Origin of the sequence: Paraburkholderia largidicola (assembly GCF_013426895.1) — a bacterium.
Taxonomy (GTDB): domain Bacteria; phylum Pseudomonadota; class Gammaproteobacteria; order Burkholderiales; family Burkholderiaceae; genus Paraburkholderia; species Paraburkholderia largidicola.
This window is the reverse complement of record NZ_AP023174.1, coordinates 2,475,316-2,500,819: the sequence shown is the minus strand read 5'-3', so window position 1 is coordinate 2,500,819 and position 25,504 is coordinate 2,475,316. Positions and strand designations below refer to the sequence as shown.

The window sequence follows — 25,504 nt, the reverse complement described above, 5'->3', positions numbered from 1 at the left end:
AGCGGCTCGCGAGGGCCGTTCGATGGAACTCGCGCGCGCGAGGGATGATAGTGATACTGGACCGAAGGGTAATGATCAGAGGGAGATCGGTGGAGGTGACAGGACGGGCAGTCTGTCTGCCACATTCCATGGCAGGAGTTCACCGATGCGATTGATCTTGTGATCGGCGATGTGGGTCAGGAGATATTCAAGGTAGCTGAGGGGGTTGATCCCATTGAGCTTGCATGACCCGATCAGGCCGTACATTGCCGCAGCCCTTTCCCCTCCACTGTCGGAGCCTGCGAAGAGGAAGTTCTTCCTCCCCAGGCTTACGCAGCGCAAGGCGTTTTCGGCCAGCGCGTTGCTTATTTCGACGCGACCGTCGTCACAGTACAGAACGAGCGCGTCCCATTGATTGAGTGAATAGTTGATCGCTTTGGTCAGTTCCGACTTTGCTGACAGTGTCGCGCGCTTGTGTGTCATCCATGCATTGATGGCCGCTAACACCGGTATGCTCTTGTGCTGTCGTACCTGCCGCCTCTCGCCTGGCGGTGCGCCGCGAATATGGGCCTCGATTCCGTAAAGTTCGCCAATCAGCTCGAGCACATGCCTTGTCGCTTCGGTGGGTGTACGCACATGAACATCGTACAGATATCGCCTGGCGTGATCCCAACATGCCGCTTCACGGATCCTGCCGCCTTCATACAGCTCGTTGAAGCCCCCGTATGCGTCGGCCTGCAGGATGCCCTCAAATCCGGCGAGATGGCTCTGCGGGTGAATGCCTTTGCGGTCGGGCGAGTATGCAAACCAGACCGCCGCCGGCTCCGTTGATCCCGAGCGACTGTCATCGCGAACATAGACCCACAGTCGGCCCGTGCGGGTCTTCCTGTTGCCGGGCGCCAGCACAGGAATTGGCGTGTCGTCCGCATGCAGCTTGAAACTCGCCATCACGTAGCGACGCAGCGCCTCGGTCAGCGGACGACAGAGCTCCTCGCACTGACCGACCCAGCGCCCCATGCTGGCGCGATCGAGCGTGACGCCGTCACGCGCAGCAATCTCCGATAGCCGGTACAGCGGTTGATGATCTGCAAACTTCGAAACGAGGATATCTGCCAGTAGGCTCGGATGCGCAATGCTGCGCTCGATCGGTAGCACCGGCATTGGCGGCTGGGAGAAGTGATGACAGCAGGGGCAGACTGCCTTGCGCCGGATTGTGCGAATCACCTTGAACGCGGCGGCGACACGGGCGAGTTGCTCAGACACGTCTTCGCCAAGTGGTTGCATGGCGTTGCCGCAGTTCGGGCAGTTCGAACCAGTGTCAAGCACGTGCTCTTCGCGCAGCAGATGCGGCGGCAACGCCTCCTTCGGGGCCGTCGTACCGACTGGCGCGCTCGTACCCGACGCGCGGGCACGGCGAACATCGGCGGCACCACGCCCACCCGTCAGATCCTCCAGTTTGGTTTCGAGCCGCTCGATCTGGCGGTCCAATTGCTCGGATTTGCGGCCGAACTGCATCCGCCTGAGCTTGTCGATCTGAGCCTTAAGCTGCTCGATCTCGATATCACGTTCGGCAAGCTGGGCGCGGGCCTCGATCAGCAAGGCTTTGAGCGCATCGACGTCATCCGGCAGTGGGACATCATCGGTCATGCGCCGGAGTTTACGCGTGCGCCAGGCCGTTTACAACACCGATAGCGCCGCCGTTCGACGCGGCTGACGCCAGTCGATGCCTTCGAGCAACATCGACAGTTGTGCATGGGTCAGATGGACCTTGCCACCGTCAGCCTGCGGCCAGATAAAACGCCCTCGTTCGAGCCGCTTCGCAAGGAGCCAAAGCCCGTCCTCTGTGGCCCACAAGATCTTGATCAGGTCGCCGCGCCGCCCGCGAAAAATGAAGACGTTGCCGCCCAGCGGATTCTCCTCGAGCGCGGTCTGCACCTTCGCCGCCAGCCCCTGAAAACCGGCGCGCATGTCGGTGACGCCGGCAGCGATCCAGATGCGAGTGCCAGCCGGCAGGCCGATCATCGGGTAAGCTCCCGAATCAGCAGGCGCAGCATATCCGGTGACACGTTGCCGCGAACTCTCAGGCGCGCACGGTCGAACTCGATCTCACAAAGATCCTCTGGAGACCGTACTGTCGTGACTGCCGTCGGTGGCGTATGGCTGGCTGCTTCAGCGACGACATCCACAGACAACAGCGAAGGTGCCTGCTGTGTCGGTTTCGGCGCCGCGCCCTCCGGGAGCGTTGGCAAACCATACTCTCCTGCCAGATAGAGCCGCCGCCATTTGAACAGCAGGTTCGCGTTGATATCGTTGCTGCGCGCGATCAACGCTACCGACGCACCCGGCTCGAACGATTGTTCGACGAGTTGCCGCTTGAATTCGGTCGGAAAGTTCGGCCGTTTATATGCGCTGCCTGCGGAGCGCTCATCCCACGTCTTGTCCACTTTGGTTCCCACCATAAATTTGGTGGATACCAAACTATCCAAAACCTCAATCGCTATGCCAGAACGGCCCTCGTGAGCCGCTTACTTACCAAGCGTGAACTGACGCAGACGTCATTCGCGCAGCTTTGCACTCACATCTCATCTGACGGCAATCGTCGCCTGCTGACGGTCTACGCTCAGCACACCAACTCCTTCCGTTTTGTCCTTTGGACATCTTGACCAGCAGTGCGATCACTCATCACCGATCGCAGACTGTCAATTCGCGCTCAAACAAACCCAACAAAATGTCTGACAATACGTCTTAGCAGCCACGCAAACCAGCTTCCCAAATCCTAAGAAAACCCTGAACCCTTCGCAAAAAGGGCCCCATTCCCGCGCCCATTTCCGTGTAGGATACTGTACATATATACAGGTATTTTCCTACGCCAATGTCATCCGCAGCCACGCGTGCCGAAGAGATTCACCCATCGCTATGGCGAGCCTCGCAGATCGCACGCGGCGGGCGGCGCACGCTTGATACCGGGTATCCCGCGCTATCCACCGAGTTACCCGGCGGTGGCTGGCCCATCGGCGCGCTGGTCGACTTGCTGGTTCAGGTGCCGGGAGTCGGTGAGATGCGACTGTTACGGCCTGCATTGAGTTCACTGGGCGATCGCCCCATCGCGCTGGTACAACCGCCGCACATTCCGGACGGCCTTGGCCTCGATTACATCGGACTCTCCCTCGACAGCCTGTTGCAGGTCAAAGCGCCCAAAAGCTCCGACGCCTTCTGGTCCGCCGAGCAGATTCTGCGCGCCGGCACCTGCGGCGCACTCATCTTATGGGCGCAGCATGCGCAGGCGTCATCGCTACGTCGGCTGCATCTGGCTGCGCAGTCGTCCGAGACGCTCTTCATCATGGTCCGGCCGCTTGCTTCGGCTCAGGACTCATCGCCGGCTTTACTGCGGTTGGCGTTACGACCATCGGCCGACGGTCTGATGGTCGACATCGTGAAACGACGAGGCCCAACACGCGCGGAGCCTCTGTCGATTCCTCTTCAACCCACCCCTGTTCTGTTTTCCCGTCATGCGCGTCTTTCTCGCCGTCCACTTGCCGAAGTTGCCGCTCGAAGTGTTCCGACCGAGGTGGTCGCCTGAACCCGAGCACGGCAGCGCAGTGCTGGAGAAAGACAAGGTCGCGATCGCCGACGGCGCGGCCCGTGCAGCGGGCGTGCGGCTAGGGATGAAGCGGGGTGGCGTGCTGACGCTGTCGCCGGAAACGGCGCTGTACGAGCGCGACATCGCACGCGAGAACGCCACGCAGCGCGAGGTCGGCATCGCGCTGATGAAGTTTTCGCCCGATGTCACGCTGCTCGACGAAGCGACGGTGCTCGTCGAAGTCGGCGGGAGCTTGCGGCTTTTCGGCGGACTGTTGCCGTTGTGCCGTCAGGCGAAGGCGATTCTCGACGCGCTCGGACTGACGGCGCGCATCAGCGCCGCGCCGACCGGGCAGGGCGCATGGCTGCTGGCGAAACACGGCAACCGGCGTGTGCTGCAACTCGCATCGCTCGAGCGCGTGCTCGAGCCGCTGCCGATGCTCGCCGTGCCGGAAATCCGTCCGTTCGCCGACTGGTTCAGCGGTCTTGGCTGCGAATCGATTGCCGACGTGCGCCGTCTGCCGCGCGCCGGCCTGCAGCGGCGCTGCGGCGAGCATCTGCTGGATTCGCTCGACCGCGCATTCGGCACCGCGCCGGAACTGTTCGACTGGCTCGAGCTGCCGCCCACGTTCAGCGCGCGCCTCGAATTGCCCGATCGTCTGGAGCATGCGGACGGCGCTGTGTTTGCCGCGCATCGGCTGATCGTGCAGCTATGCGGCTGGTTGTGCGCGAAGCAACTGGCCGTGACGGCGATCACGCTGTCGTTCGAGCATGAGCGCGGCCGCGAAGCCATTGCGCCGACGTCGATCGACATCGCGTTGGGCGAGGCCGCATGGCACGAAGATCATCTGTTGCGTCTCGTGAAGGAGCGGCTGCACCGCCTCACGCTGGAGGCGCCCGCTATCGTGTTGCGGCTCGATGCATCGAAGGTCGACGCTGCCGCGCCTGCCACCGATCAACTTTTCCCTCAACCGGGCGGCTCACCGGCGGATCACGCGCGCCTGATCGAACTGCTGATCGCGCGCAACGGCGAAGAGAACGTGCTGCGTCCCGCGCCGACGGCCGATTACCGGCCCGAAATCGCGAACCGCTGGGTGTCGATCAACCACGTGGAAAAGAAAATGCAGTTGCCTAAAGGCTTGCCGCGTCCGACATGGATGCTGGCGACGCCCGTGCGACTGCTCATGCGCCAGCACCGGCCATTTTATGGCTCGCCGTTGAAGATGGTATCGCCGGGGGAGCGGATCGAAGCGGGCTGGTTCGATGGCGCGCTCGTCACGCGTGACTATTTCGTGATGCAAGGGGAAGACCGCAGCTGCTATTGGGTTTATTACGAGCGCGTCAGCAGCCGCGATGCCGAAGAGGAACCGCGCTGGTTCCTGCACGGCCTGTTCGGATGACGCGCGATGGACACGACCTTCAACGCCTTGCCGGCCTACGCCGAGCTGTTCTGTTTCTCGAACTTCACGTTTTTGCATGGCGCGTCGCATGCGGAAGAACTCGCCGAGCGCGCGTTTCAGCTCGGCTATTCAGGACTCGCCGTCACCGATGAGTGTTCGCTCGCGGGCGTCGTGCGCGCGCATGTCGCGGCGAAGGAGGTGGGCTTGCCCCTTGTGATCGGCTCGTACTTCCAGTTGCGCAACGCCGATGGCACGCCCGCGTTCGGCCTGATCCTGCTCGCGCAGAATCGCGAGGGCTACGGCAATCTGTCGGAACTGATCACGCTTGCGCGCACGCGCGCGCCGAAGGGCGAATACCGGCTCACGCCGCACGATCTGTCGCGGCCCGATCGCGAGCACGCGCATCTGCGTGGCATGCCTGATTGCCTCGCGATCCTCGTGCCCGACTTCCCCGCGAACGAAGAGGTGCTCGACGCGCAGATCGAATGGCTCGACGAGACGTTTCCCGGTCGTGCATGGGCCGGGCTCGTGCTGCATCAGCGCGCAATGGACGACATTCATCGCGGCGCGCTCGAATATGTCGCGGAGAAGCAGAACGTGCCCGTCGTCGCATTGGGTCACGTCGTGATGCATGTGCGCTCGCGCAAGCCATTGCAGGACACGATGACGGCGATCCGTGTCGGCAGGCCGGTGCACGAATGCGGCTACGAACTCGCGCCGAACGCCGAGCAGCATTTGCGCTCGCGCTTGCGCATCGCGAACCTGTATCCCGAACATACGATACGCGAGACGATCAGCGTGCTGTCGCGCTGCGCGTTTTCGCTCGATGAACTTCGCTATGAATACCCCGACGAACTCGTGCCGGAAGGCTACACGCCGACTGCCTATCTGCGGCAGGAAACGTACATCGGCGCGCAGTACCGCTTTCCGTCGGGCATTCCGTTCAACGTGCAGGAACAGATCGAGCACGAACTCGCGCTGATCGCCGACCTCGGCTATGAACCGTACTTCCTGACCGTCTACGACATCGTGCGTTATGCGCGCAGCCAGCACATTCTGTGTCAGGGGCGCGGATCGGCTGCCAACTCGGCTGTGTGTTATTGCCTTGGCGTGACCGAGGTCGATCCGGCGCGCGGCAACATGCTGTTCGAGCGCTTCATCTCGAAGGAGCGGGGCGAGCCGCCCGATATCGTGGTTTATGGTACCCAAAATTCTACTGATTTCGCGCAAAGCATTGCCATTGAGCCGTCTAGAATCAGCAGGCTTACCGTTGATATCGGTAGATTCGGGATATCAGCGAGACCGAGACTGGAATGGGGGCCAAATGGTGAACCGCTACCGCCAGATTTCTGCGAGCCGGAATGCAAGGGACTGAGCGGCTGGCCAACCGGCGCTGACGAACAAATTGAGGCAATTCATCAGTTCCTTCAGTCGAGTGTCGTCGCTAAATACGTTCCGATAGTCGGCGAGGTATCGCTCGACGATACGAACAACAACATCGGCGCCCAATGACTCTAGCGCATAGCCGAATCTGGATGAGGCCATGACCGATTTGGCAATCAGTCGAAATACTCCAGCCGGATCGGCGCGGATAAAGTTTTCCAGCGCCTGTATCAGGTAATAAGCCGTGTGGACAACGCTGCAGTCGGCCAAGCGATCGAGTACCGGGGTGAGTTCCCGGTAGAGTCGCCAACGACGTGCCAAATCTTCTTGAGCGTTGTCTGCGGTGTTGTCGCCGCCGCTCGCAAAATAGATCCGCAGCGCCATGTCATCGAGGACACCGTTCAACGCTTGCGCACGCGCTAAGACCTCGGGCGACCATTCACGAGATTTAGCGAGGTCGTAGTCCGCGTAGACTTTTTCTACAGCGTCAGAGACGGCATCAACGGTGTCGTGGTAGAACGCGATCGTCTTCGCTCGCTGACGATCCTTGTCAGAGGAGGAGTCATCGCCAATCGTGAGATTGTCTGAGTACCGCACGACCCAAGCGTGTAGCCGCTCGGCATTGCCGGACGGATGCGCAAGTTGCTCTGCGTAAAATTCATCCGCTTCACGATCTGAAAGCGCGAAATGTATGTCCATGATCAGCGAAGCGGCCGATTGGCAGACGTGCCCGATTCCCGGCCCTTGCTGCGCTTTATATCGGTCTAGGACGCGTTTCGCAAGACGAATGACGCGCGGAATGTCGAGATACGCCACCTTCGCCAAAGACTGGATCGCGGAATTGACGACCTGTCGGGTGTACTCGTGCTCCACAACGTATTCGATTTCAGCCCACATCCAATCTGGATCGCTGCTACGAAGCAGGTAAAGGTTTTCCACAATCTGGAGGCGAACGTCACAGACGGGGTCACGCGCAAAATCACGAATGGCGATTTGGACGTCAGGATCCAGTGAATTGTGAAGCCGTGAGATCGCCATGAGCCCCGCCGCCGCCCGGTTCCGCGCCGATGGGCCGCCCCAGCTCGCATGATTGTGGAAATTGTCTTCATGCTCTTGAGAAAACGCTGGGAACGTCGATTTCCTCGCAAATAGGAATATCCGCTTCAGTCGATCTTGAATGTCACGTTGCTCGATGACGTCGACGTGGGCATTTGCCACGCGACAGGCCGCTTCCGCGGCGGTACCGGCAGCATGTTCATAGAGCTTCTCATTTACCTGCGCATCGGAAAGACTGAGGAGGCGATCTATTAGCGGATCGATGAGTGCCAACCTCTGGCGCGCTTCGTCAGCACTCAGGTTCGGATCCCAAGCGTTGGGCAGGGCCTCAATGGGGCGCATCAGTTTTCGAATAGACGCGCTGCCTTCGTCCGTGACGTCGACGCCGATGTCCGCCAAGAAGGCATCCGTATCGTATTGTTGTCTTTCGAACGTGAACTCCATGGTGGGGCGATTCTCGGGTGCTTCTGCATTCGAGGCGACCTGGGCCTGTAAGGCCTGCATGCCGGGTGTCACGCAGTCGGCAACGGGAAGACATCCAGCGAGGATTTGCTGATTCCTGCCTTTTCCTGCTCCGGACAAATCTAGGATGGCCTGCTCGATAGATGTTTTTTGCTCGACGTTCAGCGTCGAAAAAACCGCTGTCAGATAGCTGCCAACCTGAAATCGGGTTTCGAGCGAAGCCAAGACAGGCTTCGCGCTTGCTAGGCATAGAACGGCCGGGGCAAATACGGCAGGTTGCTTCGCAGCGGCCGCCAACAGGCTAGCCCAAAGGACGGCATTGCCCGCTTCGTCGGCTATCGTTTCTACGATCTGAACGAACGTCTCCTGCGCGTTATCTCGAGCCGAGAGCCGCTCTAGGAACTCGTCGAACTTGTTAAGTAGGACGAGGGCGTCTCGATAGTGCCGGACCCCAGGGGCATTCCATCCATAGCTCCGATCACGGATAAAGCGTGCTCGCCGTCCGCAGTAATCGAAATCTTCTGCGACATTCGGATTTTCCGGCGAGGATTCATGCCGCCGCACGTAGCCGTCGATGCCGCGCGCAATGCACCTTGTCCCTTCGACGGGATGCTCGTCGAGCAGCCAAGGCGCAGCCTCGCAAAGCATCCACCAAGCCATTTCATAGTCCTGGCGACGTGTAGACGAGAGGCCCAGGATGGCACTGTTTGAAATGCTAGTTTTGGAATCGACCGATGGCTCTTCGTAGGCGAAGATGGATGTGTATAAATCCACTACGAACTCAAGGTCATGGATCGCGTACGTGCGGATGTGACGCGTGATCCAATCTAACTCCTCGTAGCCAAATTGCTGAAGGTGCTCAGTTTCCAGCGCGCGTCTTAGAAGAGCGACCGTAGCCTGTGAATCGGACGCCATCGTGTTGGCAGCACCATTGATCCCGGCGATAACAAACTGCTCGATTCGTGGCTTTTGATCCCACGCGAACTCCAACAGGCCGCGTGCGGCCACTCCGGATTGGGTAAGCTGTTCGGCGGTTAATTCCCCAGGCTTCTCGGTACCGGCTTGGACGAGGACGCGGACCGTGTTCATGACGGCGTCGCTTCTAATTCGCGAAAGCGTCTCCGCAAGTGCCATCCATGGGCCGGCGTTCGGGCCAGTCAAGGGGACGCCTGCTCTGACAGATGCAAACACCGCACCGGTCAGGTGCTGAAGGATCACTTCGGCGGCGCTCTGCAGTGGTGCATTGGGCGCAAAGGCGTCCAGAAGAGGCTGCAAATCGACCAAGGTTTCGGCCTGCTCGGCTATTACCACAGGGCCGATGAGTTGGCCAACTGGCGCCACCTGAGCCTCATTTGCGACGGCGAAGGCAAGGTTCCAAAAACGCGAGCGCCCGGATTGCTTGTCGTCCCAGACCTCGGTGAACGCTAAGGACAGGCTGGGCCTCAGCATCAAGGCAAGCGCTGGATCTTCCGCCAATCTGCCAACAAGGATCTTGGGATCACGGCCACGGCGGAAGATTAACCGCGCGACGGCGTAGTCGAAGAGGATGTGGTGGGAAAAGAGAAGTGCATCCTCGTTATGACCATGCTCGTCCTCGGCCCGCAGTATGTCGTGCTGTTCAAGGTCTACGATAGGCGCCGGGTCTCCCTGCGCTACGACGTCGGCACGAGTAACTTGCAGGGATTTGGATGCCAACATTCGATCAACGATCGCGCGGAGGGTGAATTCCCGTCGATCATGATTGCCATCAGCACGGCGTACACGATGGTTCCAGTAGGTGTCCAGCAGTTCCGTTTGGGTTGTGATCGCTGCAAGTTCGCTTGTCACAATGCCGTCTTGGACGAGGCCGGCGAGGAGACCCAGATTGAACACATTTTGCAACACACCGCGTAACTGTGGCGAAGCAGAGTCATAGAGACCCTTCAGCGACGGCGAAAATTCGGTGATTTGGGCAAGCTCTGGCTCGCTCAAGCGCCCGACGGCAATGTGCCGTACATTCAGAAATTCCGAGTCTGCATGCTCCGGCGCAGGCGGACGACCTCTAAACAGGCGAGCCCATTCGTTGCCTTGACGTAGATCATAGCTTCGTACTGACGCAACAACATTCCACCTGCTACCAGCTTGGCTCAGGACATCCCCAATGGTCGTGCGCAATACGGTTTGAGTTTCCGACTTACGCGCCGCATCGAGGGCATCGACGAGAAGTAGACCACGCTGCGCGCCGGGCCAGTTGGCGAGGACATCCGCAAAATCGTGGGAGATGCCGAGTTCCACGCGTAGGGCCGCAAGGCCCTCGACGGTCATCATGTCGACCGGGATAAAAATGACGTCACGATCGGCGGCCAACTCAGTTTCGGCGAGGCGATAGGCGAAACCGCTTTTGCCAGCACCCGGCTCGCCAACAAGGAGCAAGGAGCCTTCTCGTGCAGCCTCGACGGTGCTTGGCCACGCCGCTCGCTCGATGACCGACGCGGCGTTGCCTTCGACGAGGCAGGTAAAGCGAGAACCTGTCGCAAGGCGGCGAGCTGTCCACGCGCGGAGGGCGGCAATGTCGGTGCGGTAGTCGGGCGTGGCCTGAAGGCTAATTCCAGATTGGGCGAGCGTGCTTAGCAGTGTTGATGCATCGGCGCCCGATTGATCCGAGCGAAGACGTATGCAGTGTGCTACCAAGCATGAAAAAACCGCATCGGCTTGGTCCGGGTTCGTGAGAATCTGCGAACGCAGGTCATCCATTGACGAAAGGCGATCGCGCTCACCAGGCTCTACATCGATGAACTGGAGGTGCACCAAGCGGAGTAACGCACCGATTGCGGAAGGTGTGGGCGCAGACCCGTACGCCACCTGCCATGAGCGCCGAATATGACCCTCCACTACTAAGGCCACTTCTCGCTCATCCGCATTGAGTGCGATGTCCGAAAGTAGAGTCGCCTCCGTCTGGTCTCTAAGTCCTCTAAGAAGCCGTGTCAGTTCACCCTTGATCTTGGCCGGCGCTGTGCTCCTGGTCGCCAAGACCAGCCGGTCGCGTGCAGGTTCAAGAGGGCGCCCAAGAATCGAGTTAGATAAATGCTCCGACGCAGCCTTCTGCTGGCGCACAAACTGGTCAAGAGCCTTCGCCAAGGGCGATTTCTCGCCGCTGGTCAATCCGACCGTACGTTTCACCTGCACGAAGACAACGCCGTCGTCACTCGTCCGACAGTTCACGTCGTCGACCTCTTCGCCACTTTGAGAGCGCAAGGAGACGAGGCGGGTATGGGCCGGCAGGTCAAACAGTGGGTGCGCTAGGCTACCGAGAAGAATGCGAACGCAGTACCAAGCCGCAACTAAGGTTTCGTAACCCCCGCCTGCTGCTTCCGCTCTGCCCCCGGCCGATCCGTTGTTCGATGTCATCGTAGTCGTTGATCTTGTCACGAATGGCAGTTTAGCGATAAACGGTACTCATGCACTGAGGCTCTATCAAACTTCAGCCGAAGCTCTTTTTGCATTCTTCTGCGAAAATGCTGTTGGATCTTCCAGAAGAGGGCTTCGAAGGAAGGGGCCTAAAAATCATGTCAAACAAGACAGGCGCTTAGCCAGACTAAGGCAGCCGTGTTTTGATTCGAACAGTCAAGATCAAATGAGCGACGATTTGACGAAGCTGCAGGATTATCCTGCGTTGCAGCAATTGGGGCGAGCGCTCTGGCGTGACGGTTCCTCAAGAGGGGCTGCCCTGATGGTTGGAGCTGGATTCAGTCGAAATGCGATTCTTCCCGGTCTGGACACCAAGCCACCCCCGCTGTGGTCGAGCCTCATCGACGAGATGGCCGAGCGTCTCTACGGGCACCGTAAAGGCACGATCACGAATGCATTGCGGGTTGCCGAGGAGTACAGGATTTTCTTCGGGCAAGCCGCACTGGACGAATTCATTCGCAACCGATGTCCGGATAAAGCTTGGCAGCCCGGGCAACTTCATATCGATTTTCTGAAGTTGCCTTGGGCCGATGTCCTCACCACGAATTGGGACAGCCTGCTGGAACGAGCGGCCGAACTCGTGGAGCAACCCTATGACGTCGTGGCGCTCGAGGCGGACCTTCCACATGCCCGTGCCCCCAGGATCGTCAAACTGCACGGCTCGATAGGTGACGCGGGGCCATTGATTTTCGCCGAAGAAGATTACCGCACCTACCCCACGAAGCACGCCGCCTTTTTGAATCTCGCCCGACAGGTTTTCGTCGAGAACGAACTATGTCTACTCGGCTTCTCGGGCGACGATCCGAATTTCTTGCAGTGGGCAGGATGGGTCAGGGACCATCTTGGAGGTAAGGCGCGTCGAATATACCTTGTTGGTCATCTTGAGCTTTCGGCGTCCAAGCGTCGCTATCTTGAGGCGCACAACGTCTCTCCCATCGACCTTTCGCCTCTCGTGGACTCGGAGTCACCAGACAAGCATGCACGCGTTACGCAGATTTTCTTGCAAGCGCTGGTCGCGGCTCGACAAAATGCGGCGCATAAGTGGATCCTGCATCCATCACATGCTTACCCACTAAACAAGGGGGGACCAGATGCCCACTCTCGCACCGTAAAAGACGTTGACTTTTGCGCCAGCGCGCTCAGAAAGACTATCGCACTATGGAAGGAAGACCGGCAGCGGTATCCGGGCTGGCTTGTTTGCCCATCGGAGATCAGACGCTCTCTGCAAACCGATATGCCAGAAGCGTGGCTCTATCGTCCCGAGGCGCTCAAGACGCTTAATCTTCAGGAGCGCGCTGAGGCTTTGTATGAGCTTGCTTGGCGGAGAACAACGTCTAACAAGCCAATGACCGAGAAATCGATTATCGCGATAATCGAGTTACTTCAAACGCACGGAAACGAAATCGCGCCAGATATCCGCGGTTTTCTCATTGTTGTTGTACTGCGCGATGCCCGGCTATCTTCCGACGCAAAGCGATTCGACCATTGGGCCAAAACCTTGGACGATGCGCTCGAACTCCTCGAAAAATGGCGGCTCGACGGTACTTACCAGCGGGCACTATTCGCCCGCGACAAAGGGCGTCTGGTCGACCTGCTTGAACTTGCTGACCAGATGAAAACAGATGACTCCGTCTGGAAGCTTCGACGAGCGTCTTTGTATGCGGAAGCCGGGCGCTATTCACTCGCAACGCGGCTCATCAAGGAGGCGACCAGTGACCTGGAGAAGGTACACCGGCTTGACCGCTCTTCTGTGTGGATTCAGGCAAGACTCGGTTGGGCTGAACTCATCAACCGTGGGACTGTCGCAGCGAATTGGAGCCTGAGAGCTGAGTTGCCGCCTGCGCGCGATTTCACGACTGTGCAGGTGGACCCCCACGAAGAACTTGAACAGATTTCCGCAGCAGCGCAGGCGGTCCAGAACGAGCAGCGCGACAAGGCAACCGGCATGGTTCCCTTGTTTGAGGCAGGACGATACCGTCCCGCTTCTAGGTCAAAATCGCTTGAGGTGGATGCTTCGGCGCTGTTGCCGTGGATCGAGCTCGACTATGTAACAGAGAGCACAGGTCTTCCGATACGGATTAACCACGCTAGCTATTGCTCGCACACGCTTCTGCAGGTGCTCGAGATCAGATATCAACCAAGCGTTCAATGGTACGTGGCTGTTCTGAGGGCACTTCATAGTCCATACGATAAAGGATTTGAGCGCTGGTTCAGTCGTCTGTTGATTGCGCAACTCGATGAGGACGTTGCCAAAGAATTGATCGTGTTGGAACGTACCATGATCGACTACTGGCTTGGCCGACTCGACGATACGAACGGATCCGAGTCCAGTGATGAACGAGGAATTGCTATTGACGAACTGCGCCTGCATTTGACGGTGCTCGCTCGACTCAGCGTCAGGATGACGGAGCGAGAAGCTATAGAGATTTTTGAGCAAACCTTGCTATGGGCGAACAATCCTAGGTTCCAACATCATTGGATCCTGGACGCGCTCAAAGAACTGGGAAGGTACTCGTCCCAATCGATCTCCAGAGCAGCGCAAGAGGAGGTCGCTTGGTCTGTGATGAACTTTCCTTTGTCATCCGAGGTTGACGTCGACTCAAGATTCTGGCCGTCATTTGTCGACATGATTTGGTATGCTGTTCCCGACAGGCGCTCCAATGAGCCCATGTGGAAGCGACGTGTTCAACAACTTATTAAAGCTTCCGACAAAGATCAGCCGGATCGCCGAGAGGCAATTATGCGCCTCGCGTTTCTGGTTCAACGTGGTGCGTTGGACGCGGATGAGCAAGCGGGGTTTGCGAACGCATTGTGGTCAGGTGTCGATGACGGTAGTGACTCTCTGCCGTCTGATGCAAATCTGCTGTATAGCACAATCGCATTGCTTCCTGCACCGCAAGATATCGACGTGCGTGCAAGAGTTTGTCGGATACTCTTCGACGCGCCGATTGCGGAAACATTGCACATCCCGGACTCGCGAGGCTCGAGAGAGATGGAGGAAACGCAGGCCTTCGTCATGGCTCTTCAACATGCTGCACAGGTTGGTTTGAAACCCACCCAACAGCAGGCTTCGCGCATGTTCGACGCGTTCTTGGCGTTGGCGCCAACCGTCGAGGTGAAACCAAATAACCCGAGAATGTTCGACTCACATCTCCCGGAGTGGATTTGGGAACGAGCCGGGGCGATCATTTCGGACCTTATTGTTCCTTCGATGGCGGAAAGCGAGAGGACGGTTGAGCGAGGGCGCGCGTTGTTGAAAGCGGTAGAGTGCAACAATGGCTGGGGAGGCCTTGCAGGGCTGTGCGGTTTCTTTGGAAGCGTCGCAACTCTTGCGGAGAAGCTGCCGAGGCTCATCATGAAGGGATTTATCGCACCCAATCACAAAGGTGTTCAGAGCTCAACCTCGGCCTTATTGCATTGGGCGGGGAATGAAGAGCGCGCAGGTTTGGCTGTTCCGGATCAGGTGTACAACAGACTAGTGTCGGCAATTGAGGTTGCACCCGAGCATGGCCTTAATGCGCTGCTGTCTTGCGCGCGAATCCTGATGCAAAAGGGAAAGCTAAACGTTGCGTACGCGGAACGACTCTTGAATTCTTTGTCAGACCTTCTTACGCAAACGAATTATAAGGAAGTAGACCCTGCGAGCACACGAGCAATCTCCATCTCTCTCGTACGAGCCGAATGCGTGCAACTCGCGAGTGCACTGCTGCCAGAGGTGACCGCCGACGGTACACTCGAGGCGTGGCTTGTTCAAACGCGAATCGACGCATTGCCCGAGGTGCGATTGGCTTTATCGAATCATGTGAGTTGACGCTTTTGTTGCGCGCATCCGTGCCATGATGGTGCGCGGCAACAAGCGGAATACTAGGCGGCTCGTTAGAAGGTCGCAGACGCTATCATCTGAATTCGATCCGAGGCGTCCGTCGGTCGGATCCGTGAACTTGAGAGCGAAAACGCTAGTTTGCAATAGCAGGTCACGTTGTCCGCGAGCAATGTTGTTCTGATAGAGAGGTTAAAAGAATGAGTGTGACGTTCGACCGCACAGGCAATCATCGGAGTCGATGGCGCGATTGTGCCGGTGGAAGCTCCCGGCCGTCGGTGCGCGAGAAACACCCTGCGGTTCCTTTCGTTCGAAATGGACCCTGAGACCGATATGGTTCAAATGCCTGAAATCGTTTTCTATCGAATAGAAATAACGTGTTGAACTAATGAAGAGACGCCCGCGTAACTTCGCCGTTAGTGGCAGCTACTGGTGAGAAATAAAGTGACGAATGAAAAATTGGAGTTAATCGAACGGTTGTGCAAACAGGAGTATGAAGGGCTTCCGTTCGAATATCGACGAACTGTCGAGAGCTTTACGGCCGCGGCCAATGAGATATCTAGGAAGAGGAGCTTGCTTCAGGAGACAAGCCATCTGCATCCAGATAATGGTGGAAAAGAAAACGAACTACTTTGGGTTGAGTTTTTTCGGAAAATAATCCCAAATGAATTTGCCATTGTCCATGGCGGACGAATCATTGGTCCGGATGGTGAGCCTTGGCCGCAACTGGATATTTTAATATTAAGGCCAGGTGCTGAAAAAAGATTGGATGCACATGGATATTATCCAAGTTCCACAGTGCTCGCAGCGTTTGAGTGTAAACTATCCCTGAAGGCTGCGCATATCAAAGAGGCCGCAGAGAATGCCGCGTTAATCAAGAGGATGACGGGCGATTTCAGCTATTCGACCATCGATGACGCTATAGGCACTGATTTCCCATACTATGGATTGATCGGTACCGGTTTGGCACGGGGTCTAAGTTGGGATTTGAACGAACTTAAATCTAAGGTCCTTGATGTATGTGCGCTTTATCATCCGAAACTTGCTCTTGATTTCATCTTCATAAATGATTTTTCATGTTTGAATGTTTCTTTTCAGGTGGATCAGTTTGAAGAAGATTTCTTAGATTGTGGTGTTCGAAGCGGGAATTTTTATGATCCAAAAATCGATGCAATTAATATTCCAATAATTGGACTATCTTTGTTTCTCACGCGGCTAATTTCGAAAGTAAAGCCGGAATATGTCTATTTGGCAGAGCAATATGAATTCTATGAGAGATGTGTTGTGACTATGTTTAGGCGAGCATTTGAGATATGTAGAAGTGAGGAAGGAATTAGACTCGTTTGATGGATATCGTGTACGTCCGGACGGACGGTCTAGCAGTTGCATAGCACGATCCGAGGAAGGCGCTGATCCGACCTCACATCTCGGGTTCAATCGCATCGAGCGATCGGAAAGCGCGGGGGCGGGTGCGCAGGCGCGCGCTCGGCCACGTCAGCATCGCGTGGCAGTCGTTTGAGGGTCGTAGCTGCACCGGATCGCAATTCTGCTGCGGATTCCGTCTCAGCACCCTTGGTGCGCTCAGTATCGCGGATCTCCTTCGAGCGACGGCTGCGAAGCTGGGCGGGACAGGCAGTCGGACACTGCGGCGCCGCGTGCGACGGCGTGCAGCGGCAGGTCCGTGACATTTATGCTCTAGCTTACCCATAGCCCGAAGTTAAGGTGCACCGCTTTGGGCCGAAGAATGGCATAGCCCCCGTTGGTGGATGCCCTTGTTATGCGAGAAGCCTATGCGACAGTCCATGGATGCTCGACTCGTTTCAGTTCGCCATACGAAGAATGCTCAGCGCTTCGCATGCTAGTTTTTCTCGATGGTAGGTTTCGGAATGGCGTGATAAGCGGCGGACGCTATTCCTTGTCACGCCACTTGGGTTTATCTGTGCGAGGTCCAAAAACCTGGCGATGAATGGTCAAGATTCCCTTGCCGACTCTGAGTGGCATTGCTTCGTGGACAGGCGAGATATGCGCGAACTCAGAAATTGTTTCTTCTTGACCTCTGCTTGTTGCGATCACGGCTTCGTAAGCGAACCGACACACTTGGGCATTCATTAGGTCCACCCAGTCTTCGTTAGGCACGTCACTGTGCTTTAGTCCGTGCAGAGCGAACGTGTCCTTATACTCAGTCGATCCGACCAGCGCCAGCTTCGGGCTAATAGGGAAGAATAGACAAACAGGCCCACGCTCGCGATCGATTGTGTAGGGGCGTTGCAAATTAAATGGCAGTGACGGATCGAACCAAATAACTGGGTTGTCGCTGGTTAGGAATGGACGCCCTGTGTTGTTATGAACGGCCGATATCCCGAGCATTCGATACAACGGACCCATCCCCTGAATGAGATCGACCATCGCTTGGATACTCTTGTGCGGGTCTATAGAAACCTGAATCTGGGTCTGAACATCGTCAAGGCTTGGCGGAGGTGGAGGGAGATCGCCATTCGCCAGCATAACCTTCATGGTGTCTTTCAGTGCCTGTGCCAGTGTTGCTTCCGCGAGGTCTCTCGCTGCCGGGACACGGGCGCGCTGTAGCGCCATGAACTCAAAGATATTGTTCAACCTGTCGTTTGCGTTTTCACGCCGTTTGAGTTTCTCAACCGTCGTTGGCCACTCGCTTTCTACGGTCGAGAATAATGCTTCCAACGTATTGTTATCGCGGCTACCGTCGGGCGTTGGTTGTGAGTAATAGTAGCGACGAAATTGTGTGGCATCGGGGGTCTGCCGTAATGGATTCCAGGGGGCGTCCTTCCGATACACGAGGAGACGCCCGCTTGGGTCACAAAAAGCGTTGAGATAGGCTTTTGGAACGAAATGGTGACGTTTTATCTGTTGCATAGCGAAGGAATGCTACATGAGCCGGGAGGGTCTAGGTCCACCGCCTTGTAAGATCTTCTAGGGGAGGACTTGGCACGCACGGTATTGCTAGACGACTGCGCTCTTGGTTGATCACCTCTGCGTGCGATCCCGACGGAAGGGGAAAGGCTTGACCCGTGCAGCGCGCGGCATGGTTGCCGTGCCGCTGAAGTGTCAGTTTCAATGGTCGTCGTGATCACGCCGCCCAGTATAGTGCCCAAAGTTTGTGCTTTCGTAACTAAGGCGACGGATGACGGACTGAGACCGGCGATTTTATGGTTGCACGTTCTGTGTCGGCGATAGGTAGTGCGCCGTTCTCAACTAACTCCTGCGAGGGACGCGTAGCACTTCCAGTGCACGCATGCAACGTGCGCAGAATCACGGCCTCAAGTCTACAGATAGGTTCAATGCTATATTGCGCTACGCGGCCGCTTTTTTAAAAGAACGATGACGTAAGAGTCCGGAAGACGCGAGGTCGCCGGAGTTTTTTGTTTTGGCGGTGCTTCAGGCCCGTCACGCCCAAGCGAGCGCAAGAACATGGGTCCCAAAGCGACAAAAATGTCACCGAGCCAATTGCCCCCGAATACTCCTGCCGCTTCCGCGGGCCGTTCAATCCTCGACGTCATAGCAGATCTAATGCCCGACGGTAGTCATTCGACTCCAATCGAAGATGAAGAGACAGGTAACCCAGAATACGATCGGCTACTGCGCTACGCCGTATGCCCACAATGGCCAGCGGATGTATTCGCTGTCGCCGCGACTCTGATGGACTTGACGGGCTGTTACACGGAGGCATCGCTCCACGGCAATCACCATCTTATGCATGGACAGCACATCGAGGAAGTATCGGAACTTGCTGACGAATGGCGCGACACTGGCGTGTGTCCGGAAGCCGTCAAGCAGTGGTGGGTCGATCTCGTCGGGGCGTACCGCTTAACTACCCTCGCCGAAATCAGAAGCCTGCCGACGATTCCGTTCCCCCCTGTCGTTTCAATTCTAATGAAGCTCTTGATGGTGGCCGACGAGGCTTCCGTCAACATTGGGTGGGTGCCGCGAGACGCCGAAGAGTGGACGCCTTTCGCAGAACGCACTGCGGCATCTTTTTTATCGAACGTGAGCGGATTGCCGGATTCAAAGGCATTGCCGCATGTGCCGATGTCGATATGCGACAGGGTTCCGCCGGACCGAGCGACTGTCTTGCCAAAGGCGCTGACGCCGGCAGTCGGTTGTACGGTTCGATCAATGAGTCACCACCTCGCACTGTTGCCGCCGAATACGGTTTTGGCGTCGGAATGGGTGCTTCCGGACAACGGCTTGGCTGCGACGAACACGATGCGGTTACTCGTCATTCCCTTTCCGTTCCGAGTCGATGACGAAAGCTTTATTCCTTCGGGAGATGAACGGAAATTGGCGCGCGAGGCCGTAATTGCGCCGTACTTTACTCTGGCTCCTACATGGCTCGAAAGGCGAGATAGTGGGCGTATTACGGCCGCGATGCTGAAGGACGATCTCATTGTCCCGCTGATCCAAAAAGCAAATGCCAAGTTCGGTAAGGATTGTATCGACGGAGTCCTCTTCCCTGAGTGCGCACTGACCGAAGCACTGGCACAAGAGCTGCAAGATTTGCTTGAAGCCAAGCCGATTGCGGGCTTGAAGTTTCTGATTGCTGGAACCATGGTGGCAGGGAGGCCTGGCAATGGTGATTCGGATGGTACAGCGGGTCGAAACTTGGCGAAGACAATGGTTTTCGGTCGGAGGAAAAGGTCGGGACGAGGTCGCGTAGTGTACGATAAAGCGCACTCGAAGCACCATCGCTGGGCGCTCGACAAGGGTCAGATCAATAGGTACGGCCTTACCGGCATAAAAGCCCCGAACGGTAAGATCTGGGAACATATTGTTGTCAAAGAGAGAAGACTGCCGTTTCTGGCGCTGCGTGATGACCTCTGTATGACCGTTCTTATTTGTGAAGATTTGGCGCGGGCCGACCCCGCGATGCCCGTGGTCAGGGCAATCGGGCCGAATCTAGTTGTTGCCTTGCTGATGGACGGACCACAATTGGCAGTCCGCTGGCCCGGTCGCTACGCTACGGTGCTTGCGGAAGACCCGGGCTCTTCTGTTTTGTCGATTACATCGGCCGGGATGGTCGACCGTTCCAATCTTGGCGAACGTAACCCTGCACGAGCCGTGGGCTTGTGGCGCCACGACCAAGGGAGCAACACGGAGTTATATCTCCCGCCTGACCATCACGGACTTGTCCTTACCATAGAAGCGAAGGACGAGGAACAATACACGTTCGATCATCGCAGTGACCATAAGACCACCAAGCGATGGAAGCTCGAAACGGTAACGCCGCTTGCGGTGGATTCCGATTGGCTCTAGTCCCCGAAGACTTTAGGGAGTAACCCAAATGCCGACTGCTCGAAAGACGAAAACCGGGAAAGCCGGGAAAGCCATATATGGCCGTCCGGCCACCGCAGCTGAGCAAGCTCGCTTCAAGAGATTTGCCCGTGACGACGTCAAGCGTGACGAAAGTCGCCTAGCTGCTGATGTCGAAGCTCTTAGGAAATTCGTGACGATACTCAAAAGCGGAAAGGACTTCCCGAAACCCGTTGAGGTGGTCATGGCCGCAACCAAAACCGCCCGTAGTGGAGGTGGCGCAAAAAAGCCTAGTTCGGCGACGAAAAGGGTTGCAAAACGGCATGCGAAGGCCGCCGCGGCAGGCATCAAGGGGTAATTGAAGTCGACGCATCGTTTGCAAGCCATCGACTTGTAGCCAAGATCACGCTGCGCCATTGATTTCAGGGCGGTCTTCATCGCCGAGGCGGCGGTGAGTTTGTCATTGCCGCACACCAACACTTGGATTAGTGGAACTGGTCGGGGATCGATGTGGACAGCGTCGAATGTTGTTATGCGATTTATTGCGGTTCACGTAACGTAACCAGCAACTTGCGCCACATTCACACCGTCCAACAAACAACCCGTTGCGCAGTCGCCTAGACGGCGTCAAGCAGCACGGCCGGTCGGCCAAGATAATTGTCGCCGCCCAGTCGCCCGCGATCAATGCCCCGAGCGGCCGCTGGCCGCAGGTTCAAGCATTGGACACACAAGTGTGCTCTTGACTAAGCCGGCGAAATTGCGTCTGAGCGGGCTTGCCTACATTTCCACATGAACGTCGGCAGGTCTCTTCGTATACTGCATTTCGACAGTCATTTCCAGAATACGCATTTTTGCTGTTAGAAAGGCGCCAGGCGCAGCGCCCATCTTGTCGGGCTAAGGGTGGCGAGAGCGCGAGACATATAAGCGCCCCGGGGCAGCGAATCCAGACCATCACTGAAAACGTCTGGCGCGCGGCAACGGGGCGCGATGGCGTGTGCCTTTCACATGGAACGCCTCAGTCCGATATGTGCGCTTACTTCGGGCGCTTCGGATCCGCCCGGACCCGCAGGCGCCCACGCTTGTGCTCGGACTTTTTTTTCATGTGGGCGTTCGCAAGACGCTGCTCGACTTCAGCAACGAGTTCGCTGGCAGTGCAATCAAGCGCCTTGGCCAGAATAAGCAGCATTGCGAGTGTCGGTTGCGCCTGTCCCAATTCCAGCTTGCTCACATGCACGCGTTGAATCTCAGCCTCAAACGCCAGATGCTCCTGAGTCAGGTTCGCCTCAAGCCGGCGTGCACGCAATACAGCCCCAAAGGCTTCTGCCGCTTCCAAATTTGCTCCCTTGAAATGGGAGCACTGTCCTTTTAACGCTATAATTTGTCTTCATACTAGACTATGAATTAGCGAAATCGTTGTAGTTCTCCCTGAGAGCGCTAGGCGGAGATCTGAACGTGTTTCAGTGGCAAATTTTGACAGCAACGCTTTGCAAACCCATGGCCATGAGCCTGTGCGCAAAGAAGCGGTAAATGGCGTGTATAGGAACCTAGATCTATGTTTTTAACTTCTGACCAGAACCGTCTGCCGATGGGCTCCTCGCTGGGCGGTCCCGGCGCAGCGTTGTGGGCCATCGTCGAGATGTGGAGCGGCGCGGATGTCCTGATCCTGCAGTTTGCGGCCACGAAGCGCGCACTGTCACGGGTCGCCATGGTGGACCTGTCTTCGGGCGCCGTGACCCTCGAAAAGCTTACGTCGGACGGGCACGTAGTGCGCGGCGCAGCGGTGTTGAGCGCCAAGCCGCAACACGAGTGCGGAAAGTGGGTGTTGGAGCCACTCAGCGAGATACATCTCGGGGAGACGCGAGCGTACGACGACAAGCATCCACTCGTCTCGTTTGTCCGTTACACGACCATAGAGGGCCGGGAGTTTTCGATGCCGATCGCTATCGCCGAGAGGCATTCACGCGGCAAACTCGTGTACGGTACCAAGCCCGCGCGTCCCAGGAAAACAGCCCACTCGCTCGCAACCAGCAACGTTACAAGTTCGACTTAACGCATGGGCTCCGGATTGCTTCGCACTTGCATCGGGAAATGCTACGTGAGAGCTTTGCAGGCTAGATACTAATCGAGCCGTTTGACACGGGTCAGGTGGCGTCAAGGTCCTGATTGACGCGCCGGGGTAGAGGACTGAACGGAGCCGGTATGAGCAAGACGAAGCGAAAGAAGGCGAAAGCTGACAATCTCCCACCGTTTGAAACGACTGAGGAATTGATCGCTAGGTTGCGCGCGTACGCAAAACGTACTCGTGAGCAGGCCACGCGCCAACGGACCGTCCCATTCCCGGAAGACGTGACGATATTGGCAGGTCCCTTGCGGAAAGCTCGGACGCGCGGATGACCCGAAAGGCTGGAACGCGAAAGAAATCGGGCTCTCGTGCGCATCGCGTCGTCGACGATTCGCCGAAGGCGATCAAGGCGCGCCTTGACAGGTTTGTTGAGCGCACGCGTGGATGGGGGGTGCAGGCCGCAGAATCACCATTGCCTGACGACATTGTCGTACTTGCCGGACCTACGCGGAAGACACGCCGACGATGAAGATCGGATGTCAGACTTCCTGTCTCGCTCTGGTGGCCATCGCATCCGGGATTCATCGAATGGAAGGAGCCGTAACATGAACCGCTTGAAGTATGAAAGAGGCTATCGATGTAGAAAATTTCGAAGCGACGGCGATCTGATTGCAGCCGCGCGTTCCAATGACGGGCTCTGCATTCGACACGCGGAACACGAACGGGTGGCGTCGTGAGGGTAACTCCAGAAGAGAACAATCCTGCGACGAACGCTACTGGTGAATCGTTTACTTAAAGCGGTGGGGCGAGTGCGCTGGAGGCATCATTCGAATTACGCGGAAGACTGCTCGCGAGCAACTGGCCGGACGAATCAAAACTGCCCGGACTGGCAAAAACGCCTGATGGCGCCGATGCAAAATATGCTCTTGCCTCGATGCGTAGCGGCGGTGTGTTGCTTGCTGTGTGGTCGGCACCGCGCAAGTGCTTTCTCTACCCGGATTTCCAGTTCGACGGTGACGGACATCTCATTCCTGAAGTGTCCCTGCTCCTGCAGATACTTCCCGCGGAGGGCGACGATGCTGGATGGAGGCGAGCGTTCTGGGTGTATTCACCGCACGCATTGCTTGACGGATGTACGCCGTCATCGATCTTTGCCCTTGATCCGCTGAAGATACTGAAGGTAGCAACGGCTGAATTTGATGAGTCACCAAACTCTGGATGGTGACAGGATTGGGCGCGGGTCGGGGATTTGCATGGATGGACAATCGCGTAAGTGGCAAACGCAGGCCTGACGCTGCGTGTGCCGCATTCTGCCGTTGATCCGATGCGAGCATGAGTCTTGAGCGATCGCAAGAACATTTTACTGGCGCACACGTGGATGGGAACCAATGCAATGCGTTTGAGGACAAGGTAGAAAGGACCATGCGTCTTAGTGATCGAGCAATTGTTTTTCTCGACTTCGATGGTGTGCTACATCCCGTTGGAGTGCCGGCGTTAGATGAGGACTTTCGCCTGATCGAAAATCCCGCCCTGTTTGTGTGGCGTCCAATTCTTGAACGTTTGCTTGCACCGTACCCGATGGTCGGGATTGTCGTCAGCTCGGACTGGCGTCGGCTCTTCGATGATGCCACGCTTATCCGGCTACTTGGCCCGTTGGCTGCGCGCTTCGTCGGGGTGGTAGAAAGTTACGGGCCATCCCGCTCTGAGGAAATACTCTCCGAGGTGAAGCGAAGGGGGCTAACGAGATGGGTGGCGCTGGATGATCACCCCAGTGTCATCGCCGCTCAGGCCAGCGACGCACGTTTCATCGCATGTGAGCCTGCAACGGGAGTAAGCTCGGTTGAGGTACAGCGAACACTCGGCCTGACGCTTGCTCGCCTGCCGGTCGATGACGGTTGATTTTTCATGCGTCCACCGCTCTTTGCACTTCCGGTTGAGCCTGTTTGCCATGCGAGCGATCTGTAGTTTGAAGAAGATTAATCTTCGAGGAAGTGGCGCTCATCCGATCGACTCTGTCCGGAAATATTACCTTGCGATTTTCACCTAGTACGCTACTTGCACGATGCTGACAGGACTGCCGGGCCCCGCTTACACCGTTCCACCCCCGCGCCGGACGGGCGGTCGGGTCCTTTATCTCGACCTGGACGGTTGCCTGCATCCCGACGCGGTATACGGAAAACCTGGCTCGGGTCCGTTTATTTTTGGCTATCCGGGTCACAGGCTTTTCGAGCATGCACGGCTGCTTGAGGACGCGCTGGCGCCGTACCCGCGTGTGCGCATTGTGCTTAGCACGTCATGGGTGACGCGCTACCGTGGAAGCATTCGCCGCGTGTCGCGCGGACTGACTCCGGCATTGAGGGAGAGGGTTGTCGGCGCCACCTTCCACAGTCGCATGGACCTGAGCATATTCGCCGACGCACCACGGGGTTTTCAGGTGTGGTCCGATGTGCTTCGCCGTAAGCCGGAGGCATGGCTTGCGCTCGACGATGACTTCGAGAACTGGCCGAGCTGGTGTGAAAACCGTCTGGTACGCACAGACCCGATTCACGGGATCAGCGCACCGGGGGTGCTGGCGCAGTTGAGAAAGAAGCTGCATGAAATGGACGGCCCCGGGTGATCGGATGGACGCACTTGCAAGCGTACGAACTTGATTAACATACCAAACGCTATCGCCGACCTCAAATGAATAAACATGTACCCGAAGATTTTCCTCGAGACGTCACGCCAGCGTCGCTGGCGGGCGCTCATCCAAAGCTCGCTGGTCGGCTTATTGACGGCAAGTTTGTCGTCGGTCTGACGGAAGAGGAACGGTTCGATCGGTGGGATATATGTGAAGATCTCGCGCAGCAGTTGGTTGCGGTCGCACGCAAGGATGCAGCGAAATATCCAGAGAATCTTCCCGATGTGACGCTGGAGCGCGTGCGGCGTGGAATTGAGGGGAAGCAATGGACAAGTGTAGTGGAGACGGACTGGTTAATGGCGCGTCTTAGGTCTTTGCTTGAATGGTGACAGGCAACTACGCAGTAACGTCCA

General features: G+C 57.2%; 16 protein-coding genes and 1 pseudogene. 11 read left to right on the top strand and 6 right to left on the bottom strand.

Translation table 11 applies throughout. The annotated features are described in order from the left end of the window. Nucleotides 1-75 precede the first annotated feature (75 nt). Genes tnpC through tnpA form a run of 3 tightly spaced genes read right to left on the bottom strand, consistent with a single transcriptional unit; the run spans nucleotide 76 to nucleotide 2,465 of the window. Nucleotides 76-1,626 carry an IS66 family transposase gene (gene tnpC, locus PPGU16_RS11095; protein ID WP_180720034.1) on the bottom strand — a complete coding sequence of 517 codons (1,551 nt, stop codon included), beginning with the start codon at nucleotides 1,624-1,626 and terminating at the stop codon, nucleotides 76-78. Nucleotides 1,627-1,656: 30 nt separating this feature from the next. Beyond that, nucleotides 1,657-2,001, bottom strand: coding sequence for an IS66 family insertion sequence element accessory protein TnpB (gene tnpB / locus PPGU16_RS11090; protein ID WP_180720033.1), 345 nt, complete (start codon nucleotides 1,999-2,001; stop codon nucleotides 1,657-1,659). Next, nucleotides 1,998-2,465, bottom strand: coding sequence for an IS66-like element accessory protein TnpA (tnpA, locus tag PPGU16_RS11085; RefSeq protein ID WP_243460538.1), 468 nt, complete (start codon nucleotides 2,463-2,465; stop codon nucleotides 1,998-2,000). The genes tnpB and tnpA overlap by 4 nt, the downstream gene beginning before the upstream one ends. Before the next feature lie 386 nt (nucleotides 2,466-2,851). Between tnpA and imuA the strand changes: the two genes are divergently transcribed. From imuA to PPGU16_RS11070, 3 genes and pseudogenes are all read left to right on the top strand, one after another. Next, nucleotides 2,852-3,559 (top strand): translesion DNA synthesis-associated protein ImuA, encoded by a 708-nt coding sequence (imuA, locus tag PPGU16_RS11080; protein ID WP_180720032.1) that lies wholly within the window; start codon nucleotides 2,852-2,854, stop codon nucleotides 3,557-3,559. Further along, on the top strand, nucleotides 3,489-4,958 hold the full coding sequence (locus tag PPGU16_RS11075) for a Y-family DNA polymerase (protein ID WP_180720031.1): 1,470 nt from the start codon (nucleotides 3,489-3,491) through the stop codon (nucleotides 4,956-4,958). The genes imuA and PPGU16_RS11075 overlap by 71 nt, the downstream gene beginning before the upstream one ends. 6 nt (nucleotides 4,959-4,964) lie before the next feature. Continuing rightward, nucleotides 4,965-6,155 (top strand): annotated as a pseudogene (locus tag PPGU16_RS11070) (PHP domain-containing protein); the annotation flags it as partial. Between the two features lie 138 nt (nucleotides 6,156-6,293). On the opposite strand, the gene PPGU16_RS11065 reads toward PPGU16_RS11070, so the two are convergent. Continuing rightward, nucleotides 6,294-11,246 (bottom strand): hypothetical protein, encoded by a 4,953-nt coding sequence (locus tag PPGU16_RS11065; protein WP_180720030.1) that lies wholly within the window; start codon nucleotides 11,244-11,246, stop codon nucleotides 6,294-6,296. On the opposite strand from PPGU16_RS11065, the gene PPGU16_RS11060 reads away from it, so the two are divergent. Together PPGU16_RS11060 and PPGU16_RS11055 are read left to right on the top strand one after the other, a co-directional pair. Next, nucleotides 11,233-15,117: an SIR2 family NAD-dependent protein deacylase gene (locus tag PPGU16_RS11060; RefSeq protein ID WP_180720029.1), complete on the top strand. Its 3,885-nt coding sequence runs from the start codon at nucleotides 11,233-11,235 to the stop codon at nucleotides 15,115-15,117. The genes PPGU16_RS11065 and PPGU16_RS11060 overlap by 14 nt on opposite strands. 582 nt (nucleotides 15,118-15,699) lie before the next feature. Beyond that, entirely contained in the window at nucleotides 15,700-16,473 is a 774-nt protein-coding gene (locus PPGU16_RS11055) for a DUF6602 domain-containing protein (protein WP_180720028.1), read from the top strand. Between the two features lie 561 nt (nucleotides 16,474-17,034). On the opposite strand, the gene PPGU16_RS11050 is transcribed toward PPGU16_RS11055, so the two are convergent. Then, the gene (locus PPGU16_RS11050) at nucleotides 17,035-18,015 is read right to left on the bottom strand and encodes a DUF4238 domain-containing protein (RefSeq protein ID WP_180720027.1); all 981 of its coding nucleotides are present in this window, start codon (nucleotides 18,013-18,015) and stop codon (nucleotides 17,035-17,037) included. 654 nt (nucleotides 18,016-18,669) lie between these two features. Between PPGU16_RS11050 and PPGU16_RS11045 the strand changes: the two genes are divergently transcribed. Together PPGU16_RS11045 and PPGU16_RS11040 are read left to right on the top strand one after the other, a co-directional pair. After that, a complete protein-coding gene (locus PPGU16_RS11045; RefSeq protein ID WP_180720026.1) occupies nucleotides 18,670-20,412 on the top strand; it encodes a hypothetical protein in 1,743 nt (580 codons plus the stop codon). 28 nt (nucleotides 20,413-20,440) lie between these two features. Continuing rightward, complete coding sequence (locus PPGU16_RS11040) at nucleotides 20,441-20,767, top strand: hypothetical protein (RefSeq protein WP_180720025.1); 327 nt, start codon at nucleotides 20,441-20,443, stop codon at nucleotides 20,765-20,767. A gap of 675 nt (nucleotides 20,768-21,442) precedes the next feature. Here PPGU16_RS11040 and PPGU16_RS11035 read toward each other — a convergent pair. Continuing rightward, nucleotides 21,443-21,742, bottom strand: coding sequence for a helix-turn-helix domain-containing protein (locus tag PPGU16_RS11035; RefSeq protein WP_180720024.1), 300 nt, complete (start codon nucleotides 21,740-21,742; stop codon nucleotides 21,443-21,445). A 219-nt stretch (nucleotides 21,743-21,961) separates the two neighbouring features. Here PPGU16_RS11035 and PPGU16_RS11030 point away from each other — a divergent pair, with 219 nt between their 5' ends. From PPGU16_RS11030 to PPGU16_RS11015, 4 genes are all read left to right on the top strand, one after another. Beyond that, nucleotides 21,962-22,459 (top strand): hypothetical protein, encoded by a 498-nt coding sequence (locus PPGU16_RS11030; RefSeq protein WP_180720023.1) that lies wholly within the window; start codon nucleotides 21,962-21,964, stop codon nucleotides 22,457-22,459. A 1,344-nt stretch (nucleotides 22,460-23,803) separates the two neighbouring features. Next, the gene (locus PPGU16_RS11025; protein ID WP_243460537.1) at nucleotides 23,804-24,370 is read left to right on the top strand and encodes an HAD domain-containing protein; all 567 of its coding nucleotides are present in this window, start codon (nucleotides 23,804-23,806) and stop codon (nucleotides 24,368-24,370) included. A 163-nt stretch (nucleotides 24,371-24,533) separates the two neighbouring features. Continuing rightward, a complete protein-coding gene (locus tag PPGU16_RS11020) occupies nucleotides 24,534-25,088 on the top strand; it encodes an HAD domain-containing protein (RefSeq protein ID WP_180720022.1) in 555 nt (184 codons plus the stop codon). A gap of 65 nt (nucleotides 25,089-25,153) precedes the next feature. Beyond that, nucleotides 25,154-25,480, top strand: a complete 327-nt coding sequence (locus PPGU16_RS11015; RefSeq protein WP_180720021.1) for a hypothetical protein — start codon at nucleotides 25,154-25,156, stop codon at nucleotides 25,478-25,480. The last annotated feature ends 24 nt before the right edge of the window (nucleotides 25,481-25,504 follow it).

Coding starts and splice junctions, on each gene's coding strand:
- tnpC (WP_180720034.1), bottom strand. CDS start 1,626: ATGACCGATGATGTCCCACTGCCGGATGACGTCGATGCGCTCAAAGCC.
- tnpB (WP_180720033.1), bottom strand. CDS start 2,001: ATGATCGGCCTGCCGGCTGGCACTCGCATCTGGATCGCTGCCGGCGTC.
- imuA (WP_180720032.1), top strand. CDS start 2,852: ATGTCATCCGCAGCCACGCGTGCCGAAGAGATTCACCCATCGCTATGG.
- PPGU16_RS11075 (WP_180720031.1), top strand. CDS start 3,489: ATGCGCGTCTTTCTCGCCGTCCACTTGCCGAAGTTGCCGCTCGAAGTG.
- PPGU16_RS11065 (WP_180720030.1), bottom strand. CDS start 11,246: ATGACATCGAACAACGGATCGGCCGGGGGCAGAGCGGAAGCAGCAGGC.
- PPGU16_RS11050 (WP_180720027.1), bottom strand. CDS start 18,015: ATGCAACAGATAAAACGTCACCATTTCGTTCCAAAAGCCTATCTCAAC.
- PPGU16_RS11045 (WP_180720026.1), top strand. CDS start 18,670: ATGCCCGACGGTAGTCATTCGACTCCAATCGAAGATGAAGAGACAGGT.
- PPGU16_RS11040 (WP_180720025.1), top strand. CDS start 20,441: ATGCCGACTGCTCGAAAGACGAAAACCGGGAAAGCCGGGAAAGCCATA.
- PPGU16_RS11030 (WP_180720023.1), top strand. CDS start 21,962: ATGTTTTTAACTTCTGACCAGAACCGTCTGCCGATGGGCTCCTCGCTG.
- PPGU16_RS11025 (WP_243460537.1), top strand. CDS start 23,804: ATGAGTCTTGAGCGATCGCAAGAACATTTTACTGGCGCACACGTGGAT.
- PPGU16_RS11020 (WP_180720022.1), top strand. CDS start 24,534: ATGCTGACAGGACTGCCGGGCCCCGCTTACACCGTTCCACCCCCGCGC.
- PPGU16_RS11015 (WP_180720021.1), top strand. CDS start 25,154: ATGAATAAACATGTACCCGAAGATTTTCCTCGAGACGTCACGCCAGCG.